This window comes from uncultured Helicobacter sp., assembly GCF_949282165.1.
Lineage (GTDB): Bacteria > Campylobacterota > Campylobacteria > Campylobacterales > Helicobacteraceae > Helicobacter_F.
On the sequence record NZ_CASDOV010000011.1, the window covers coordinates 21772 to 41518 of the forward strand.

At 48.1% G+C, this 19747-nt stretch carries 18 protein-coding genes and 1 tRNA gene; 15 read left to right on the forward strand and 4 right to left on the reverse strand.

What is annotated here, in order from left to right:
• Positions 1-2 precede the first annotated feature (2 nt).
• The 5 genes from ACH2BK_RS06355 (at position 3) to ACH2BK_RS06375 (ending at position 7555) form a co-directional block, all read left to right on the forward strand.
• Positions 3-3269, forward strand: coding sequence for an efflux RND transporter permease subunit (locus tag ACH2BK_RS06355; RefSeq protein ID WP_395002692.1), 3267 nt, complete (start codon positions 3-5; stop codon positions 3267-3269).
• On the forward strand, positions 3266-4546 hold the full coding sequence (locus ACH2BK_RS06360) for a TolC family protein (protein ID WP_395002696.1): 1281 nt from the start codon (positions 3266-3268) through the stop codon (positions 4544-4546). The genes ACH2BK_RS06355 and ACH2BK_RS06360 overlap by 4 nt, the downstream gene beginning before the upstream one ends.
• Before the next feature lie 381 nt (positions 4547-4927).
• Positions 4928-6499, forward strand: a complete 1572-nt coding sequence (locus ACH2BK_RS06365; RefSeq protein ID WP_395002699.1) for a flavocytochrome c — start codon at positions 4928-4930, stop codon at positions 6497-6499.
• Positions 6499-6951, forward strand: coding sequence for a cytochrome c3 family protein (locus tag ACH2BK_RS06370; RefSeq protein WP_395002703.1), 453 nt, complete (start codon positions 6499-6501; stop codon positions 6949-6951). The genes ACH2BK_RS06365 and ACH2BK_RS06370 overlap by 1 nt, the downstream gene beginning before the upstream one ends.
• Positions 6952-6955: 4 nt before the next feature.
• Positions 6956-7555: a cytochrome c3 family protein gene (locus tag ACH2BK_RS06375; RefSeq protein WP_395002706.1), complete on the forward strand. Its 600-nt coding sequence runs from the start codon at positions 6956-6958 to the stop codon at positions 7553-7555.
• An 18-nt stretch (positions 7556-7573) separates the two neighbouring features.
• On the opposite strand, the gene ACH2BK_RS06380 is transcribed toward ACH2BK_RS06375, so the two are convergent.
• On the reverse strand, positions 7574-7993 hold the full coding sequence (locus ACH2BK_RS06380) for a hypothetical protein (RefSeq protein WP_395002709.1): 420 nt from the start codon (positions 7991-7993) through the stop codon (positions 7574-7576).
• Positions 7994-8187: 194 nt separating this feature from the next.
• The gene (locus ACH2BK_RS06385) at positions 8188-9777 is read right to left on the reverse strand and encodes an anaerobic C4-dicarboxylate transporter (protein WP_395002711.1); all 1590 of its coding nucleotides are present in this window, start codon (positions 9775-9777) and stop codon (positions 8188-8190) included.
• A gap of 104 nt (positions 9778-9881) precedes the next feature.
• Here ACH2BK_RS06385 and ACH2BK_RS06390 point away from each other — a divergent pair, with 104 nt between their 5' ends.
• Genes ACH2BK_RS06390 through ACH2BK_RS06415 form a run of 6 tightly spaced genes read left to right on the forward strand, consistent with a single transcriptional unit; the run spans position 9882 to position 12268 of the window.
• Complete coding sequence (locus ACH2BK_RS06390) at positions 9882-10070, forward strand: hypothetical protein (protein ID WP_395002713.1); 189 nt, start codon at positions 9882-9884, stop codon at positions 10068-10070.
• A complete protein-coding gene (locus ACH2BK_RS06395; protein WP_395002715.1) occupies positions 10049-10252 on the forward strand; it encodes a hypothetical protein in 204 nt (67 codons plus the stop codon). Before ACH2BK_RS06390 ends, ACH2BK_RS06395 begins: the two co-directional genes overlap by 22 nt.
• Positions 10227-10445 (forward strand): hypothetical protein, encoded by a 219-nt coding sequence (locus tag ACH2BK_RS06400; protein ID WP_395002719.1) that lies wholly within the window; start codon positions 10227-10229, stop codon positions 10443-10445. Before ACH2BK_RS06395 ends, ACH2BK_RS06400 begins: the two co-directional genes overlap by 26 nt.
• Positions 10446-10454: 9 nt before the next feature.
• On the forward strand, positions 10455-11903 hold the full coding sequence (ccoG, locus tag ACH2BK_RS06405) for a cytochrome c oxidase accessory protein CcoG (protein ID WP_395002722.1): 1449 nt from the start codon (positions 10455-10457) through the stop codon (positions 11901-11903).
• A complete protein-coding gene (locus tag ACH2BK_RS06410; protein ID WP_395002724.1) occupies positions 11818-12087 on the forward strand; it encodes a hypothetical protein in 270 nt (89 codons plus the stop codon). Before ccoG ends, ACH2BK_RS06410 begins: the two co-directional genes overlap by 86 nt.
• 10 nt (positions 12088-12097) lie before the next feature.
• Positions 12098-12268: a hypothetical protein gene (locus ACH2BK_RS06415; protein WP_395002726.1), complete on the forward strand. Its 171-nt coding sequence runs from the start codon at positions 12098-12100 to the stop codon at positions 12266-12268.
• A 19-nt stretch (positions 12269-12287) separates the two neighbouring features.
• On the opposite strand, the gene ACH2BK_RS06420 is transcribed toward ACH2BK_RS06415, so the two are convergent.
• Positions 12288-12938 carry a molybdenum cofactor guanylyltransferase gene (locus ACH2BK_RS06420; protein WP_395002728.1) on the reverse strand — a complete coding sequence of 217 codons (651 nt, stop codon included), beginning with the start codon at positions 12936-12938 and terminating at the stop codon, positions 12288-12290.
• Between the two features lie 77 nt (positions 12939-13015).
• Between ACH2BK_RS06420 and moaA the strand changes: the two genes are divergently transcribed.
• Positions 13016-13987, forward strand: coding sequence for a GTP 3',8-cyclase MoaA (gene moaA, locus ACH2BK_RS06425; protein ID WP_395002730.1), 972 nt, complete (start codon positions 13016-13018; stop codon positions 13985-13987).
• A gap of 26 nt (positions 13988-14013) precedes the next feature.
• Here the strand turns inward: moaA and ACH2BK_RS06430 are convergent, their stop codons facing one another.
• Positions 14014-16374, reverse strand: coding sequence for a hypothetical protein (locus ACH2BK_RS06430; RefSeq protein ID WP_395002732.1), 2361 nt, complete (start codon positions 16372-16374; stop codon positions 14014-14016).
• A gap of 95 nt (positions 16375-16469) precedes the next feature.
• Here ACH2BK_RS06430 and ACH2BK_RS06435 point away from each other — a divergent pair, with 95 nt between their 5' ends.
• From ACH2BK_RS06435 to ACH2BK_RS06445, 3 genes are all read left to right on the forward strand, one after another.
• On the forward strand, positions 16470-17936 hold the full coding sequence (locus ACH2BK_RS06435) for a hypothetical protein (protein WP_395002734.1): 1467 nt from the start codon (positions 16470-16472) through the stop codon (positions 17934-17936).
• 59 nt (positions 17937-17995) lie between these two features.
• The gene (rmuC, locus tag ACH2BK_RS06440) at positions 17996-19270 is read left to right on the forward strand and encodes a DNA recombination protein RmuC (protein WP_395002736.1); all 1275 of its coding nucleotides are present in this window, start codon (positions 17996-17998) and stop codon (positions 19268-19270) included.
• A 103-nt stretch (positions 19271-19373) separates the two neighbouring features.
• Positions 19374-19448 (forward strand) — tRNA-Val (locus ACH2BK_RS06445).
• Positions 19449-19747 lie beyond the last annotated feature (299 nt).

Here is a 19747-nt window from a genome sequence, read left to right on the forward strand (position 1 = left end):
CGATGATACGCACGCTCAAATTTTGCCTACACAATCCTATGGTGGTATTTGTGTGCGTGATTTTTGCGCTGATGTTTGGGCTTTTGGGGCTAAAATCTATGCCCTATCAGCTTATGCCCCAAGTGAGCAAGCCCACGATTAGTATCTACACGACTTGGAGCGGTGCGACGCCCTATGAGGTGGAAAAGGAGATCATCAATCGTCAAGAAAAATACCTAAAAGGGATTGAAGGCTTAGAATCTATCCGCTCTACTGCGAGGCAGGGGCGCGCGGTGGTAGGGCTAGAGTTTAAAAGCGGGGTGGATATAAACTTCGCGCTGTTTAAAGTGAGTGCCAAAATGGACGAGATAAAGGGCTATCCCGATGATGTGGATAAGCCCACCATCGCCTTAAGTGGCGAGAGTATCCCGCCAGCGATTTATCTCTTTTTGCGCACATTGGAGGGGAATGAGCGCGAAGTGGATACCTATAAGACATTTTTTGAGGATTATGTGCTAGGGCATTTGGAGCGCATAGAGGGCGTGGGCGAGGTGTTTTATCCCGGTGGGCGCGCCACACAAATGCAAGTCCTGCTAGATTCTAAAAAGCTCGCGCACCACAATATCGCCATCGCTGAAGTCATCGCTGCCATCACTAAGCATAATAAAAACACCACCGCAGGGAGTCTGGACTATGGTATGCGCTCCTACAAGATAAAAGTAGAATCTGAATACAACAACGCCGCCTCGATCCTGCACACGCCTATCCAAAAATCCGGTAGCAAGATTCTCTATCTCCAAGATCTCGCCGTCGTGGTTGAAGGCTTTGCCAAGCAGGCAAGCTATGGCTACCTAAATGACACTCGCGCGCTTAGCGTGCAAATCGTGCCCGTGGCAAATGCCAATATCCTAGAGCTTACCCAAAAGACGCGCGCCATCGTGCAGAATCTAAACGAGGGGATTTTGCGCGAAAATGGCTTGGAGCTCGTGTGGAGCAGGGATCAGGAGGGCTATATCCTTGATGCGCTAAGCCTTGTCAAAGACAATATCATCGTGGGTATTGCGCTCGCGTGCGCGGTGCTTTATCTCTTTTTGCGCAATCTCTATTCTATGGCGGTGGTGCTTATTTGTATCCCGATATGTATCATCGCTGCTTTTTTCTTTTTAAACCTTATGGGACGCACGCTCAATGTGATTTCGCTCGCGGGTGTGAGCTTTGCGATGAGTATGCTTATTGATAATGCCATCGTGGTGCTAGAGAATATCACGCGCCACTTGCATATGCAAAAGCCCCTTTTGCGTGCTTGTATCGATGGCACGCGGGAAGTGATTGGCGCGATTTTTGCCTCGGTGGTTACGACTATTGCCATTTTTATCCCCATTATGGATATGCAGCAGGATTTGGGGCAGCTCTTTTATGATATCGCGCTTAGCGTGTGCTTTGGGCTTGGGATTTCGTTTTTTGCCTCGATTTTTGTGATACCTACGATGCTGTATGTGTGTATGGGACGCTTTAGCTTTGAATCTAGTCGTGCTATTGCTTGGTATCAGAGGCTTGGTGGTGCTTTGAGCGCATATCTTATACGCGTGCTAGATTCTATCCTGCGCACGCCTAGGCGCAGTGCGTGGTTTATCATCGCATTTATGGTATTTTGTGCTCTTGCTAGCTGGGTGCTTTTCCCTAGGCTTGATTATCTGCCTAAGGGTAATCAAAACTTCCTCATTGGCTACATAAACGCCCCGCCGGGTATCTCCTATGAGCAGCGCAAGGAAATCGGCGAGAGTATCTTTGCCCAAAATAAACACCTTATAGAATCTCTAGGCTACACACAAAAAGATTCTGATGATTTGCCGCCTATTAAGCATTTATTTTTTTCGGGGAGTGAGAGCTATATGCAGCTTGGCGTAACCTCTAGCAATCCCGCAGAGATTAGGCGGCTTATCCCACAGATTCAGACAAGCATTAGCAATATCCCCGGCGTGCAAGCCTCCGTGGTGCAGCAGGGGATATTTGATAAGGGCTCTAGCACGCAGAGTATCTATATCAATGTCGTGGGGAGCGAGCTAGATTCAATCATCTCCACCGCCACCGCCCTAAGCAACGCTATCAAGCAAAAAATGCCCTATATGCAGGTGCGCCCCCTGCCAGCACTAGAGAATACCAATCGCGAGATTGTGCTCTATCCTGATTATGTGGCATTAGCACTCAATGGCTTAAACGCTAAGAGCTTTGGGGATATTATCGATGTGGTGCTTGATGGCAAGCAAATCGATGAGTTCAAAACCCCTAGTGGCAAGACTATCGATCTCGTGCTCAAAGCCCTGCCGGATTTGAGCGAGGAGAGCATAGGGCGCGCTAGGGAGAGTGTGGATTTTCAAGCACCCGAGGATTTTGCGCACACACAGATTTACACCCCCAGCGGCAAGCTCCTCCCGTTAAGCTCACTCACGCACATTGCCCAAGAATACACGATGGCGCAGATTCGGCATTTTGAGCGAGAGCGCACGATTTTGCTCGTGCTTAACTCCCCCGCCGACAAGCCCCTAGAGGAGGTGCTCTCCACCATACGCGAGGAGGTGCTCCCTGAGATTCAGACAAAGGGCGAGCTGCGCGATAATCGTCTCATCTTTGGCGGGAGTGCTAAGGATATGCAGGGCGGTAGGGAGGATTTGTATATGGGCTTTGCGTTGGCACTCTTTATTACATATCTTATTTTATGCGCGCTGTATGGGAATTTTTCCTATCCCTTTATCATTATCCTAACCGTGCCCTTTGCCATTTGTGGCGGGCTCTTTGGGCTTAGCTTTGTCAATGCGTTTGTCTATCCCCAAAACCTCGATATGCTTAGCCTGCTAGGCTTTATTATTCTTGTTGGAAGCGTGGTAAATAACGCGATTTTAATCGTGTATCAGACGCAGTTTAACCTAAGCTATGGTATGGCGTATCTGCCAAGCATTAGAGAATCTACCAAATCCCGCGTGCGCCCGATTTTTATGAGTATCTTTACAAGCGTATTTGGGCTGCTCCCACTCGTGCTTTTTGGCGGGGCGGGAAGCGAGATATACAGAGGGCTTGGCTCGGTGCTAGTGGGTGGGCTACTCTTTTCAGGAGTGCTAAGCCTCTTAGTAATCCCAAGCGCGCTTTTGCTCTACTTTTGGGCTAAAGAGCGCAGAGGGAGCACGCGCAAAAGAGAGCATAACGCGCTTATAAAAATCCCAAAAAGGCTAAGGGAGATTCTAAAACGCGCAAAAAGTTGGCAGCAGATAGGAAAGTGGAGGTGCCAAAAATGATGAAAAGGGCGATGTGGAGGGTGGCTTTGGCAGTGATACTGCCTGCGATATTGCCCACTTGCGCGTGGGGACTAAGCCTCGATGAAGTCATACGCCTAGCCCTCCAAAATAGCGATGTGATAAAAGAGCAGGAGTTTAGCACCAAGCAAAGCAGGGCAAATCTCTTGGCGCAATATGGGAGATTTGCCCCAAAGCTAGGATTGCAATACACCATCACGCAAAATACCCGCGTCAATGACACCATCTACACCATAAATCTTAGCGATATCCAAATGAGCTACAATCTCTTTAATGGCTTAAGAGATTTGTATGGGTTTAGATTCTATAAAGATCTCTACCAAGCCCAGCAGCATATGTATGAGGCGAGCAGGCAGGATATTATCTTACTTGCTAAAAGCCTCTATATACAGATTCTCCAAGCCAGAGACAATCTCGCCATCTCTACAGAATCTATCCGCCTCCTAGAGCTGCAAAAATCCCAAGCCCAGCAATTCTACCTCCAAGGTGTGAAGGCAAAGAGCGATCTTTTGAGTGTGGAGGTGATGCTCGCTAATGCCAAGGTAACCCAAAGCAATGACAAAAACACCCTGCATTACGCCACCCTAGCACTCCAAAAGCTCATTATGCAAGAGGTGAGCGCGCACGCGATTGAAGAGATTAGAGCCTATGAGCTAGACAAACTGCGCTTTGAGCGGCAAAAACTTATGGGGCTTATGCTCTCCCATCGCTCCGAGTATCTGTATATGCAGGAGATTCTCTCCTCTATGGGCAACCAACAAAAGGCGTTGTATGGGAGTTTTTTACCCGCACTTGATGTGAGCTTTTCGCGGCGATGGTATAGCAATGATGTGAGCCTGCTCAATCGCTTTGGCACCAACCTCCAATCCCAAGCGCGCCTAAGCGTGTCGTGGAATTTTTTTAACGGGCTTAGCGATGCGTATGCCATAGAATCTAAACGCTATGAGATACTAGCAATGCAGAGCAGGCTAAGCGATCTCAAAAAAGAAATGTCCCTAGCCCTTGATAAAGCTCTCGATGATTTAGCCATCGCCAAGGAGCAATACGAAGTCTCACAAAAGGCAATCGTGCTAGCCGAGGAGAATTACAGAATCGTGCAAAACCGCTATGAGCAAAATATCGAGACTTCCCGCGAGCTGCTCAATGTCGAGGTAGCACTCAACCAAGCGCGTCTGCAGTTTAACCAATCCCAGCACCGCATACACTTAGCTCTTGCTAATCTCGAGCGCATCGTGCAAAACCCGCTATTTTTAGACTAATCCCGCCCCTCGTTTGCTCCCGCCTCTGTTTTGTCCCATCTCTTTATTCTACTTTTTCACTTCTCTGCCTTGTTTTTCCATCTCTTTACTTTTTGCCCCACTTCTTTTGCCTTTTGCCTCTTTGCTTCCCCCTTTTTTTTTGCGTTTTTGTTTCTTTTTTATCTTACCTCTCTGCTTTTTTCTTTTTGTCCCGCTTCCCTCCATTCCTCTTATCCTCTGCACCCCTCCTTGTTTCCTCCACTCGCCCCTTATTTGCTTCCCCTCCCGCAAAATGCACCAAATTACGAGGTTTTTAGACAAAAATACAAGTTTTTTAAAAAATCCTTGTGCTTTTATGGCTTTTGTAGTAAAGTAAATCAAAAGTAAATAAAGGAGGGCATTATGCAAGAGAGACGAAAAGCCTTGAAACTCATCGCTGGGGGCGTAGGCGTCTGTGCGCTGCCACTAAGCGCGCTTGCAAAGGTGTTTGAGGAGGAGATCCCAAAGTGGGATAGGGAGTTTGATGCTATCGTCGTGGGGAGTGGCTATGCGGGCTCAGCGGCGATGCAGAGCCTGCTAGATAATGGCATAAAAAATGTCGTGATGATAGACAAAATGCCCTATTTGGGTGGCAATAGTGCATACAGCGGGGGTAAAATCGCCGTGGCTGGCTCACGATTCCAAAAAGAGGAGAATGTAGAAGATTCTAAAGAAAAGTTTGTCGCAGACATTTTAAAAAGCGGGCGCAACATTAATGACAAGGAGCTCGTGGATATTATGGTAGAAGACGCGCCGCGCACGTTAGAGTGGCTTATGGCAAGTGGCGTGAAGTTTAGCGCGCTCACACGCAGTGGCGGGCACTCGGTGGCGCGCTCGCTCTCGCCGGGCGTGGGGAGCTACATCACGCGCCCACTGCAAGAAAAAATCCAAAAAGATGGCGGCAAAATCCTCACACGCGTGATAATGGATGGCATCGTGTATGACAAAAAGGGCAATGTGATTGGGCTCAAAGTGCGCGAGAAGTATCAATTTGACTTCAATCCTGACGCTATAGAATCTGCCAACAAAAGCGGGCAGGTAAAATACTACAAGGCTTGGGGCGGCGTGATCCTCGCCACGGGCGGCTGGGGCGCGGATTATCGATTCCGCTCGCGCTTTGATTCTAGTCTCACAAAAGAGTTTAAAACCACAAACCACCTCGGCGCGACGGGCTATACCGCAGAGATTTTGCTCAAAGACAATGTGAAATTTGTGGATATGCAATATATCCAAAGTATGCACGTAACGAGCTTTGATGAGGGTGGATTTGGCTTTGGGTATCGCTTCATCACTCAAGCCTATGATTATGGAATCGCGATTAATCCAAAGACGGGCAAGCGGTTTTTTAACGAAATTGCAGATAGGAAAATCGGCTCGGACGCGATCCTCAAGGTAACGGCACAAAATGAGGGAATCCCACCGGTGGTGATTACCGACATAGAGGGGGCAAAGACGATTAAGCTGCCTGATTTGCAGCGCGGTATGCTAGCAGGGGCGGTGCGGCAGTTTGAAACCCTCGATGAGCTCATCGAATACTATGGGATTAACAAAGAGCCGTTTTTGGAGCAGCTTGCGCGATACAATGGCTTTGTCGATGAGGCAGCAAAAAATCCAAACTACACCGATCCGGAGTTTGGGCGCAATTTTTCACAATTTAAGGGCAAATACATCAAGGTAGAGAAACCGCCATTTTTTGCCGCGCGCCCGGGTCCGAAGGTGCATCATTGTATGGGCGGGGTGAAAACTAGCACTTGGTGTGAGGTGTATGATAATGAGCTAAAAATCATCAAGGGCTTGTATGCGTGCGGGGAGCTCACAGGCGGGAGGCACGGGTATAATCGCCTAGGGAGCTGCGCGGTGCTAGATTGCCTCGTGTATGGAATGCGCGCGGGCGAGGCGTTAGCCAAACGATACAATGCAATAAGGAGTGTGTGATGAGATGGGTTATCGTATGTGTAATGCTGTGTGGTGTGCTCGCGTGGGCAGAGGGTGGGAATGCTCTAAAAGATTCTAAGGGAGATTCTAAAGTAGCGCAGGATTTTAGCGAGGCGAGGTTCCCCATCTATGGAATCCACAAAAAGCTCAATCTCTCCTGCACGGATTGCCATTTAGAAAAAGAGCCAAAAGACTACTCAAGTGCTATGAATAGGAGCTGTGAGAAATGCCACGGCGGATACGACAAGCTCGCAGACTACACAAGTGGTTTAGGGCATAATAACAATATCCACCAAAGCCCGCATTATGAGAGCTTGGATTGTGATATTTGCCACAAAAGCCATATCGATGTGAGTGCAGGCGCAGAGAATCTAAGCTCTACCAAAGCCCCAAAAGTCCTGTGCGCGCAATGCCACGGACAAGAAGCGATGCAAAATCTAATAGCGAGGTGAGGCTATGAAAAAGAAAATTTTCTACATAGTTGTGGTAAGCGTGTTTGCGACATTGATCGCTACTTCGCTAGGCTATAAGGCGGTGGTGGCGAGCGGCGAGTATCCCTTTTGCGGGAGTTGTCACGCGTGGGACGGGGCGATAGCAGAGACAAATATCGCCGATACAATCCACGGCGCGAGCAACCCCAAAGGCGTGCAAGCTACTTGCGCGGAGTGCCACCTGCCCCATGATAGCTTACATAACTATCTCTTTACCAAGGCAAAAAATGGCATCGCTGAGGGCTGGACTACGCTCACAGGCGATCCTAGCACAAAAGATTGGCTAGGCAACCGCGAGCACACAAGGGCAAATCATACCTTTGATAGTTCGTGTATGCGATGCCACGAAAACGCCTTTATCGAGGCAAATGCGCTCAAAACTTCGGGCATTAGTAAAATGCACCAAAAGTATTTGGAGTTTAAGGGCACAGATGAGGCGATGAAATGCACAGACTGCCATAAGCATGTCGGACATAAGAATCTCGGTGGCACGCTCTATGAGCTAAAAAACAAGGAAGCTGCGAGCTGGGAGGAGTGGGAGGCATGGCGCACACAGACGCGATGATCGCACAGAAATGGCTCTTTATCTTTTCGGGGCTAAAGGATGTGAGGAGGGGATAAACTCCTTTTCTTTTGCGCAAACAAGTGATTTTGAGAATCTAGGGAATATTCGTGAGAATGAGAATCTAAGAAATACAGAATCTAAAGAGATTCTGAAAAATGGGCAAGGGTAGAATCTAAGTAATGCGGAACTTAGGGAATCCAAAGCAGATTCTAAAACAAACACAAAATCTAAGGCAGATTCAAAGGCGATTACAGAATCTACAAGAGCAAATGTAGGGAGCACGCAATCTAAGACAGATTCAAAATCTGAAACAATCACAGAATCTACCTCCATAGATTCATAAACACACAACCAATCCCCAAACAACGCAGATTCTAAAACACGCACAGAATCTAAAGAGATTCTAAACAACACACAAAGACAGAATCTAAGCGACACAGAATCTATAAAATCGTAGCTTGTGGTTTGATAACTAAAGAAAATGGGGCTTAGGCAAGGGGGTATAAGAAAACATAAGGGAGCGCAAAGCCCTAGAGAGGCACTCTCGCTCCCTTTGCCTCATTTGGGCTCTAGGCTACTCTAAGAGACAGAGCCTAGAGAAAGCCTAAATGAGGCTTAAGAAAGATATAGTCTCACACATACCCCGCAACCATAGCGAGCACATATCCCGCACAGCAGGAGCTAAACACGCCAATAAGCCCGGGCAGGATAAAGCTATGGTTTATCACAAATTTCCCGATACGCGTCGTGCCCGAGCGATCGAACTGGATAGTCGCCAAGTCGCTTGGGTAAGTGGGCAGGATATAATACCCATAGCACGCCGCGGCAAAAGCTACGATGACACCGGGCTCCACGCCGATATTGAGTGCCAAAGGCACAAAGGCTGCGATGGCTGCGGCTTGGGAATTGACAAACTTAGAGATGAGTAGCAGCATCAGCGCATAAGTCCAAGGGTGCTCCCTCACGACATCGCCTAGCAGTGCTTTCATCATCGGCGTATGCACCTCAAACATCGTATCCGCCATCCACGAAATCCCAAACACTGCCACAAGCGCAATCATACCCGAGCGGAAAATCTCATTAGAGCCGATTTTTTTCACATCAGTGTTGGTAAAGATAATGATGAGCGCGCCCGCGAGCAACATAAAGGCTTGGATCACATTCACCATCGAGATATAGTCATAGCTTGGGTTGCCTAGCTTGTCCTTTTGTGGTGTCGCCACAAGCGCGCCAGAATCTAGTGCTTCTTTAAACGCGCTTGTGCTCTCCCCAAATTCAGTAGTTTTGGGCGTTTGATCGAGTCCGAGTTTTTTGAGATCGATACTGCCCTTATTCTCCCCGCTTGGCGTCCAAGAGATTTGCCCACCTGCTTCAATCGTGTAGGTGTAGCTCATCTTTTGTCCCCAGTTTGGCTTGAGGCTATCAAACACGCCGATAGTCGCCACAAGCGCGATGGCTCCGAGGAAAATCCACATCGCCACCCAATCTTTTTTGGGCAGCTTGACATTGAGCAGGGTTTTGCTCTCGCCATAGACATATTTTTTGAACTCGGGATCTTTTAAATGCGCTTGGAATTCCTCGTCTTTATCGAGATCCTTGCCCCGAAACCACGAAAATATCCCGATACAGAGCACCCCAAAGAGCGTGCTAGGGATAGTGATCTGCAAGAGGTTGATATAGCCATCAAAGCCCGCTAGCGGGTGCTTGGCGTTTAAAAGCAAGGCGGTGAGGGATACCACTGCCACGGACATGGGCGAGGCGATAATCCCCATTTGTGAGGACACCGAAGCCGCCGCCATAGGACGCTCGGGGCGGATATTGTTTTTGATCGCAATGTCATAGATGATAGGCATAATCGTATAAACCACGTGCCCCGTGCCACAGAGGATAGTCAAAAAGCAGGTTACAAAGGGTGCCAAAATCGTGAGGAATTTTGGATTCCTACGCAGGATACGCTCCGCGATTTGGAGCATCACATCTAAACCCCCGCTAGCCTGCAGTGTCGCTGACGCCACCACCACTGCGAGGATTGTGAGCATCACATCGATAGCGGGCTTGCCCGGCTTGACGTGAAAAAGGAAGATAAGCATAAGGATACCAATGCCCCCAAGTAGCCCTAATGCCACGCCGCCCTTGCGCGCACCATAAAACAAGCACACAAGCACCACAGCGATTTGTATGGCAAACTGCGTGCCTTCATTTAAGCTCGTCAAAAACTCCATAAAATCCTCCTTTTCTGGTTTAGTAAATGGATTGTAACAAAATCTCGCGCAAAAAGTGCTAAAAACAATGCAAGACGAGACTTTTCCACAATAAACACACTTTTGTGGATTCACAAATTGTTACATTAGCTCGGTTTAGAATCTGTGCAAACGCCACACGCACTCCTGACGCGATTACACCAAAAGATTCTGTAACCTTGCTAAAAAATGCAATGTATGCTCGCGCAGCGGAGCGAAGTGAGGGCTTTACCCACATTGCCGATAACAAGTTTTGCCAAAAGGTGGGTTTATAGAATCTATTCCATTGCCAAATCGCACTCCTGACGCGATTACACCAAAAGATTCTGTAACCTTGCTAAAAAATGCAATGTATGCTCGCGTAAGCGGAGGGGCGAGGGGCTTTGCCCACGCCCCGATAGACAAGTTTTACTGCGTAAAACTTGCATTAAATGATAGGCTCTGGCTCGGTTTATAGAAAAGGTGCTAGTCCAAGCGGCGTTCCTGACGCGATTACACTAAGCAATCACAGAATCTCGCTTCAAGATTGCGTGTATGAACGCGCAGCGGAGCGAAGTGGGGATTCACTCCCCACGAGCGGTGGCAATTTGCCAAAGGCAAATTGCAGTAAAATAGTGTATAATAGTAGCCTTCATACCACAACACAATAAGGATTTTGTATGCAATCTGCCACTCTGCCAACCACCGCGCCAAAGCAAGTGCTCTATCGCAAGAAGCGCTATCTCGTCTATTTTCTAGCCGCAGTCGTGCTCCTTGGTTTCCCTTTTATCACTATCGATGGCACACACATCTTTTTGCTCTCTTTTGATCACGGCGAGCTGCACCTGCTAGGCACGCGTTTTAATATGCAAGAGCTCTATTTGATGCCATTTTTGCTCATATTGCTTTTTGTGGGGATATTTTTTATCACGACTTTGGCGGGGCGTCTGTGGTGTGGCTGGGCGTGTCCGCAGACGATTTTTCGCGTGATTTATCGGGATTTGCTACAAACCACCATCTTTGGCTTGCGCAAAAAAATTTCCAACAAACAGCAGCCCTTGCGGCTTGAGAGCTTCGCTGATAAGCTCAAAGCCACGCTTGCATTTGTGATTATCGCGTTTCTGTGTCTCACTGCTGCGGCAAACCTTATGTGGTTTTTTGTGCCACCCGAGGATTTTTTCGCCTATATTGCCAAGCCCTCCGAGCACCCTGTGCTTATGGTGTTTTGGCTAGGTTTTGGGATCTTTTTTATCTTTGATATTGCCTTTATCCAAGAAAATTTCTGCGTCTATATCTGTCCATACTGCCGCGTGCAATCCGTGCTCTATGACAACGATACGCTTATGCCCACCTACAACTACAACCGCGGGGGCTTCGTGTATGACAAGCACGGCATTAAGATTGACAAAAAGCTAAAATTCATCGATCCAAACGCCGAGTGCATAGAATGCGAGCAGTGTGTCAAAGTCTGCCCCACGCACATAGATATACGCAAGGGTATGCAGCTAGAGTGTATCAACTGCCTTGAGTGTGTAGATGCCTGCACGGGCGTGATGGGCAAGCTCCACAAGCCCTCGCTTGTCACTTGGACTTCGCCCACCGCGATGGAACAAAACCAAAAGGTGCGCTATTTTAGATTCCGCACGATTGCCTACATCGTCGTGCTTAGCATTGTGTTTGTCGCGCTGCTAGTGGTGAGCACCAAAAAAGAGGGTATGCTCCTAAATATCAACAACACTTCCGAGCTCTATAAAATCCGCACCCACGAAGTGGTGGATAATACCTTTAGAGTGGTGTTTCACAATACCGATAGTATCGATCACGAGTTTTCTATAGAGATTTTAAATCCTAGTGTGGATTCTGACATCGCCTCCAAGCTAGAGATTATCAAGCCCAAAGATCCCTTTGTCGTCAAATCCGGGCAAAAGCGCACAGAGATGGTAACCATACGCGCTAGAGAAAATCTCTCCAAAAACGACAGAAACGATAGTATCTATCCTATCATATTGCGCTCTTTCGCGCTTGATAACAAGGAGCAGATTTTTGCCAAGCGCAGGACAAACTTTACCTACCCAAGCCAAGAAACCATACAGACATATTTCCAAAAACGAGAAGAAAGGAATCGCTAATGGGGACTATCAGAGCACCCAAGCACTCCTAGATCGCTACGCCACACAGGCAAGACTCGTCATCACCACTGCCCTGCACTGCGCCTCGCCCTGCACCGCGATGGGCATACCCGTGCTCTTTTTGCAGGATAGCCCAGAGCAAAGCACGCGGTTTTCAGCCCTGCACAATCCTAAAGCCCCATAGCTTAGAGGATTTGCGCCACAATCGCGTGGATTTTAATCCAAAAGCCCCAGATATTGAAGACTTAAAAGAGGCAATGCTCACAAATCTAGATTTAAGCATACGACAAATATGGGGCGAGGCGATAGACTTAGAGGCGTTGAGCAGAGCGCGGGAGTTTATCACAAAAGCCTGCTATCTTTAAGAGCGCGTGCGTTTAGAATCTACCGCACACGGGGTAGATTCTTAAGCGCGTGCTGATAGTCCTGCGGCGTATTGAGATTGTGGCTTAAGCCCTCATCACACACCACATATGTGATAAACCCAAGCTCTCTCACCAAATCCCCCACTACAAAATCCCCCGCCTCTATGGCGCGCGCGAGAGAATCTAACCCGTCTTTACGCCACACACAGAGCAGATAATGCTCGCGCACCAAAGCCCCCGCCTCATCAACTTGCACGATGTAGCCGCCATTTGCCCCGCATTCGCGCACCTGCTCATAGAGCGTATAAAGAATCTTAGGATTAACAAAAGGCGTATCCACGCTCACAAAGGCGACATACGCGCTTTTTAGCTCCCTTAGCGCACACGCAATCCCGTGCAATGGCGAAAAGGCAATATCCTTGCCCTCGCTCACTTTTTGGCTATTGGGGCTATGTGTTTGCGTGATTTGGGAGTGAAGGGATTCTATAATCATAGGCAGATTCACATTAGGCTTAGGGGTTTTAAAGCACAAAAAACTTTTGGCAAACACCTCCTTGCAGCGCGCATACACAAAATGCGCCAAATCCCTCTCGCCAAAGGGCAAAAACGCCTTATCACACCCCATACGACTGCTCCTCCCCCCGCACAAAACCACACACGCTACGCTCATTCCCTCTCCCTCATTTAGTTTTTAGTTATGCTTGCAATTGTATAATCTCCCAACTTTAACCCACAAAAAGAGAATCTATGCTCATCGATACTTTTAAGCGAAAAATCGACTACCTACGCGTGTCTTTAACTAAGCAGTGCAACTTCCGCTGCCAATATTGTATGCCCGATACGCCCGATGATTTTTTTGACAACACCGCTCTAGAGCTCCCAAAACTCCTAGAGTTTATCAAAATCGCCATCGACAATGGCATCGCCAAAATCCGCATTACCGGTGGCGAGCCGCTTTTGCGCGCTGATATTGTGGAGTTTATCGCTGGAATCTATACGCACAAGCCTAGCATTGAGATCGCGCTCACGACTAATGGCTTTTTGCTCGAAAAATTTGCCAAAAGCCTTAAAACCGCTGGGCTAAAGCGTATTAATGTCTCGCTAGATTCACTAAAGCCCGAGCGTATCAAAGCCATCTCTAAGCGCGACGCGCTGCCCCAAATCCTGCGCGGCATAGAATCTGCCCAAAATGTCGGGCTAGGTGTGAAGCTCAATATGGTGGCACTTAGTCAGACGCGTGATGAGATTTGTGATATGCTCGAGTTTGGGCGAGCACGCGGGATTTTGGTGCGCTTTATCGAATTTATGGAAAACACGCACGCTAATTCCACGCTTATCTCGCTAGATTCTAAGCAGATTTTAGAGACTATTGCTTCACGATACACGATCACGCCGCTATTTAAAGAGCACTTCGGACCCGCCAAACTCTTTAGTATCAATGCCAAAGCCAAAGACGGCAGGGATTATGCCTTTGGGATTATCGCGCCGCACGAGGACGATTTTTGTGCAAGCTGCAATAGAATCCGCCTCACGAGTGAGGGTGTGCTCTGCCCGTGTTTGTTTTACCAAGATTCTGTGAATGCGCGCGAGGCGATAGTATCGGGCGATAAGGAGGCGATGAGCGCGCTGCTCAAGCAAGCCGTGTATAACAAGCCTGAAAAAAACCAATGGGGCGCGGAGCAGATTTCAGAGCGCGCGTTCTATCACACGGGGGGCTAGGGGCTTATACCCTTGCTAGTCGCGTGCTAGTGTGATTGTCGTGCCTGCCCGCTCTTTAGCCAAAAAAGCAATACCAAAATACACGCCATACCCACAAACATCACTTCCCCAAAGGACACAATCGCCTTAGTATTGCCAAGCATCAAAATCCCAAAGGATACGCCTGTGGTGATAGCGGAGAAAAATATCGCGTGTGTGGTGCGCAAGTTTAGTCCCTCCTTTGCCGCGTAGATTCCATAATCCACACTCACCACCACTAAGATGAGCAACGCAAAGAGGTGCAAAATATCTAGCGCGCTATGCGTGGAGATAACAAAAAGCGCGCTAGTAAGGGGAAAAAGCACAAACACCGCGCATTCTAAAAACTTCCCTCGCGCACTTAAGGCAAGCGTAACAAGCATAGCAGTGAGCGCGATGCCTAGCATAATGAGCATAGGCGCATAGAGTGAATCTGTGATATGGCTAAGCAACTCTTGGAGCGAGCGCGTCTCTATGCCGCCCTCTGTGCTATCTACGCCGCTTATGCCCCCGCTAGCACCCACGCCACCTTTGCTATCTAGCGTGGCTTGTGTGCCAAGCTCCTTGCGCGCGATTTGGCGCACGAGAGGCAAATCCTCTGTGTGAATGCTTGCGAGATAATAGAGCACTCCCCCGTGCTCTATCACGCGAAAGCCTAGGGATTCTAACGCCTCTAGTCTAAGGTGCTCCAAATCTTTGAGTTTGGCAGGATCATACGCGCTTTGCATAGTCTCAAAAAGCGTCTCTATCGCGGCTTTGCGCTCCTCATCTTTAGGGCTAATCTGCGCTAACATCGCATTTTTAAGTGGCGGGAGGGCGCGCTGCAGTAGTGCGACATTATACCCCATAGCATGAGATTCTAAAAGCTCCCTGCTAGCTTTTAGGTGCGCACTATCTGGCAGGAGGCTAAGGGGTATGAAGCTCTGTGAAACTTGTGCGTTGAGTGCGCGCTGCAGGGCATTAGCAAGCGCGATGAGCCCTTGCAAATCCTTATGGCTAAGCAAGATTTGGCTACTCTCACGCTCATAGGCATTGGCAAAAAACTCGCGCTCTCTTATCTGCTCTTTGTTGTGATACCCAAGCTTTGAGAGATCAAAGTCAAAATGCAAATGCGTAGTCACAAAGCCCATACTCGCTACACAGAGTGCCAAAAACCACCATTTAGAGAGGCTCTGGGTGCGCCATCTCGCCATAGTGGGGAAAAACCTCGGTGCCCTAAAGCCCATATACGGATACACAAACGCAAAGGAGCAATAACTCACGCTAAGTGAGAGTATCGCATACAAAGAGAGCTGCGCCAAAAGCGGGAAGGGGACAAAGAGGCAAATCCCAAAGCCCACAATCGTCGTCATATAGCCATAAAACACCGGAGCGTTAAACCTCCTGCGCTTAGAGGCATAGAGCCCAAAAAAGTTGTGGTGCATCATATAATCAATGGCGATATTACTAATCCCCATACCAAAGGTTAGAGCCATAATCGTTACCTTGGGATAGATATTTGCAACCACAAACATCGCTATCACATTAGCAAGCACGAGCATGATGATAGTATGCAGTGTCAGCATAGGGATACGGATAATCACAAAATAGAGCACCACAAAGACGATTGAAGAAAAAGTGAGCAAAAATCCCACCTCCTCCAAAGTCAGCGTGAGGTTTAGTGAATCCATAAAGTTTTGGGAAAAATAGCGTATGGTTGGGAAGTCTTTGGCAATAGACTGAAAGCCTGCAATCGTGTGTTTGAGTGCCTCACTCTCAATGCTTTTTAGCTCCACCACGCCTAGCAGTCCATAGTCCTTAGCGATGAGCTCTTTAGAATCTAGCACGGGGAGGCTAAAAAGTCCAAGCGGATCGTGGGGATTAAAGGAGGGCGGGGTTGTGGGGCTTTGTGAATCTTTGGTGCGGGTTTCTCTAGATTCTGTATTAGCCCCTGCGCCATCTTGTGTGCGCAATAGGCTCTGCACACCTTGGACTATGTGGCTTGTGATTTGCTCTTGGCTTAGGCGCGCTAGATTCTGTAATGAGTGCGTGGGGGAGGCGATAGCGACATAATGCCTAGCGATAAAATCCTCCAAATCTTGCGGGGTTTGCGTGTGGGTAAAAGTCGTGGCGACATTGGGCAAATCCTCTGTGCGCGCTAAAAACGCCTTGAGGTTTTCTCGTGAGATTTCATCAAAGCCCTCGCTTGCCACAAGCACATACCGAGAGCTTGCAAACTCGCGATACACCTCGATGATCTCCCTATCCGCATTTTGTGGGAAGAGCTCAAGCACCTCTTGGGTAATCTTACTATGTGGGAACACAAACACCCCCAAAATCACAGCGAGGACAAATAGCACGATATTGCCAACTTTTAGCCAGATCCCCATACGCACCCCTAAAGTGTATTAAGCCAAGCCATTATACAAAAATTGAAGTATAATACACCGACAAAAGATCCCCCACTAGAGGCAATGGAGGCACAATGATGAGATATGTTCTGTGGATTATAGCATTGTGCGTTTCTCTAGGGAGTGCCACTCCCTCTGAGGGCACCTTACTTTCTCCCAGCCTTGAGGAAATCACGCAATTTAGTGAATTAGCGGGGTATGACTTGCTGCACTCGGAGTTTGCCAAATCAAGCAAAGATGAGGGCACAAAAGTCATCGCCATTTCGGATTTTTTCAACCTCACGGATTTTGCGCTAGATTCTGCGTTGGTGGCGCGAGTGTTTTTGCGCCAGATTAAGGATTCTAAGCTCTTTACCCTCACTAATGTCATCGCTGGCAATGCCTCAAACGCCGATCCTATGCTAGATTCTATCCGTGCTATGCGTAACAATCTAGAGTTTAGCAATATCATTCCCAAAGGCGCGCTGCTAGTCCCCAAATACTCCCTAAGCGGCAGAATCTCTAATGACATCAAAGAGCTAGGGGGCAAAACCATCGTGCAATACAACATTATCCTTAGTATCACAAATCTAGAAAACGGGCTTGTGGAGTGGGACTATGTGGATACGATCAAAAAAACCTATGATGGCAAAATCCCCAAAGACTTCTTTTCTCCAACGCGCTATGGGCTCATCTGCGATGGGGCTACTAGCACCAATCTTTCGCCCAAAGAAGCTTGTGAGCTCGCTATATCCGAGATATGGGAAGGAAGTTTCCAAGATATCGCGCCAAATAAGCGAGATTCTATCGCGCGCTATGCTAAGAGGGCTTGCGAGCTGGATTCGGCATTTGGGTGCAGGGCGTATGCAGCGGTATATCGCTATGGCGTGGGGGAAAAGCAGGATTTTACTAAGGCGATGGGGCTCTATCAAAAAGCCTGCCAAAAAAGCGATGGCAACGCGTGCTACAACATAGCACTAATGTATCAAAACGCCCAAGGCATAGCACAGAATCTTAAGCAAGCCGATACATACGCGCATAGGGCTTGCAAGCTGGGTTTTGACGCAGGGTGCGAGCTACGCCAAAAGCTCGCTGCCTTAGCGCAAGAAGATTCACTCGATGAGAGGGGGCAGACGCTCGCACAACAATGTGAGGCAAACGATAGCGTGGCTTGTGGGGATTTGGCGTTTTATTATTATCACGGCTTTGGCGGGGCAAATCGCAATCCCACAAAAGCCGCGCATTTATTCCAAAAGGGCTGCGAGCTAGGCGATGTCAATAGCTGCTATCAGATAGGATTGTGGTATGTATCTGGGCTTGGCGGCACACTCAAGGATTGGGGGATCGCCGCAGCATATATGGACAAATCCTGCAATGGCTACACGCTCAAATCTGCCTGTGCCAACACCGCCCATCAAGCCCAATGCCAAAAACATTATGAAAACTACAAATCTAATGCGTGCTTTTCACTAGGCTCGCTCTATGAGCGTGGTGGTATCAACCTCAAGCAAGACACCAAAAGGCACTACAAACCTACAAAAAATCCTGCGATATGGGACTAGAAAATGCCTGTGTGTATTACAACAATCTCAAAGAAAGTCTTAAATAAAAAGGATTATAAATGCTCTACATCATTATCGGACTGCTGGGAGTAGTGATCGCGCTAGTGTTTGTGCTTATGCGCGCCCTGCTCCAAAACACCGCCCTGCGCAAGGACACCCAAGCCCTCATCGCGCAGGTGGATTCATTCCAAAAGAATGAGCAAGCCCTCAAAGCCCAGATTACAGAATCTAGCGAGCGATACAGCCTCGCGCTGCAGGATAACGCGAGAGCGCAAGCACAGATACAAGCCCACGCCACGCTTTTGCAATCCTTAGAGCAAAAATACGCCCAAAACCTCGCCACGCTCAAAGCGGAGTTTGACAAATCCCTGCAAACCCAATCCCAAAGTATGCTCCAGCAAAATAAGCTTTACTTGCTAGAAGATTCTAAAAAAATGCTCGATTCCCTCTTTGCCCCCGTGCGTGAGAGTATAGAAACCTACAAGGAGGGTATGAAAGAGTATAAAGAAAAGCTTGTGGCCAATGAAGCCAAGCTAGAGACAAATATCAAAAATATGTTTGCCTATAGTCAAGAAATCGGGCAGAATGCCCAGAAGCTCGCACAGATTCTAAAGGGCGATAAGAAAATTAGGGGGAATTTTGCTGAGATCCAGCTCAAAAATGTGCTAGAGCATAGTGGGCTAATCGAAGGCGAGCAGTATAAGCTAGAGGCGCACTTCACGCACGAGGGGAGTGGGTATCGCCCCGATGCGGTGGTGTATTTGGATAAGCAAAAAAGCATTATTATCGATTCTAAATTCCCGCTGCCAAATAACTTTAGCTTTGAAACCCTTGATATAAGCGTATGCCAAGAAATCGCGCATAATCTCAAAAATCGTATCGATGAGCTTGCCAAAAAGCCCTATGCGAATTTTGAATCTAGCACTTATGAGTTTGTGCTACTCTTTATCCCCTACCAAAATATCCTTGATTTGGCTCTGAGCGCAGATAGTGGGATCTACCAATACGCCTATACTAAAAAAGTCTATCTCACCACGCCCCACACGCTCTTTATGGCACTTAAGACTATTGAGGTGAGCTGGGTGCATATACAGAGCGATGAGAAAGTGCGCACGGCGTTTGAGGAGATTGGGAAGTTTTATGATAAATTTGTGGCGATCACAGAGGATTTTAGCGCGCTCAAAAAACTCCTAGAGCGCGTGCTCAAGCAAAGCGATGAGATAGATTCTAAACTCACAAGCGGGCGGGGGAGTCTCGCCTCGAGGTTTGAATCCCTCAAAAAACTCGGCGCTAAGACGACAAAAAGCCTCGCGACAAAGGACTTACTAGAGTGATCTAGCCTAGCCTTTGTGCTTAAGCGCACTAGATTCTGTATAAATAAATTTTGTTAAAGCTAAAAGTTGCTATACTCCCAACCTCGCTTTTGTTTTGAGCACAGATCGCGTAGCTCAGTGGTAGAGCACTACCTTGACATGGTAGGGGTCGCTGGTTCAAGTCCAGTCGTGATCACCACTCATATCACTCCCACACGACAGATTTTCACTTATAGAGCCTTACCACACACTCCCCTTTTTGCACACCCAAGCTTTTCCGCCCCATTTGTGTGCCCTCTTTGTGCGTTTCATACACCTCTTTTGTGCTATTTGTGCGCTAGATTCTGTGTTATGTCTTGCTCTAGGATTGCTAGAGCGTGGCGCAGGGATTGTGGCGGTATATAGGCGTTTTCTTTTTGCGGGTGCATAGAGGTATCACGCGTCTCCCCCACCATATACCGATACTTGTGCCCCCTTAGCAGTGCGCACATTTGGGGT

Bases quoted from the DNA above. Each gene is read 5' to 3' on its own strand.
- ACH2BK_RS06360 (WP_395002696.1), top strand. From the start codon at position 3,266: ATGATGAAAAGGGCGATGTGGAGGGTGGCTTTGGCAGTGATACTGCCT.
- moaA (WP_395002730.1), top strand. From the start codon at position 13,016: ATGCTCATCGATACTTTTAAGCGAAAAATCGACTACCTACGCGTGTCT.
- rmuC (WP_395002736.1), top strand. From the start codon at position 17,996: ATGCTCTACATCATTATCGGACTGCTGGGAGTAGTGATCGCGCTAGTG.
- ACH2BK_RS06385 (WP_395002711.1), bottom strand. From the start codon at position 9,777: ATGGAGTTTTTGACGAGCTTAAATGAAGGCACGCAGTTTGCCATACAA.
- ACH2BK_RS06400 (WP_395002719.1), top strand. From the start codon at position 10,227: ATGATAGGCTCTGGCTCGGTTTATAGAAAAGGTGCTAGTCCAAGCGGC.
- ACH2BK_RS06355 (WP_395002692.1), top strand. From the start codon at position 3: ATGATACGCACGCTCAAATTTTGCCTACACAATCCTATGGTGGTATTT.
- ACH2BK_RS06435 (WP_395002734.1), top strand. From the start codon at position 16,470: ATGATGAGATATGTTCTGTGGATTATAGCATTGTGCGTTTCTCTAGGG.
- ACH2BK_RS06420 (WP_395002728.1), bottom strand. From the start codon at position 12,938: ATGAGCGTAGCGTGTGTGGTTTTGTGCGGGGGGAGGAGCAGTCGTATG.
- ACH2BK_RS06365 (WP_395002699.1), top strand. From the start codon at position 4,928: ATGCAAGAGAGACGAAAAGCCTTGAAACTCATCGCTGGGGGCGTAGGC.
- ccoG (WP_395002722.1), top strand. From the start codon at position 10,455: ATGCAATCTGCCACTCTGCCAACCACCGCGCCAAAGCAAGTGCTCTAT.
- ACH2BK_RS06375 (WP_395002706.1), top strand. From the start codon at position 6,956: ATGAAAAAGAAAATTTTCTACATAGTTGTGGTAAGCGTGTTTGCGACA.
- ACH2BK_RS06370 (WP_395002703.1), top strand. From the start codon at position 6,499: ATGAGATGGGTTATCGTATGTGTAATGCTGTGTGGTGTGCTCGCGTGG.
- ACH2BK_RS06430 (WP_395002732.1), bottom strand. From the start codon at position 16,374: ATGGGGATCTGGCTAAAAGTTGGCAATATCGTGCTATTTGTCCTCGCT.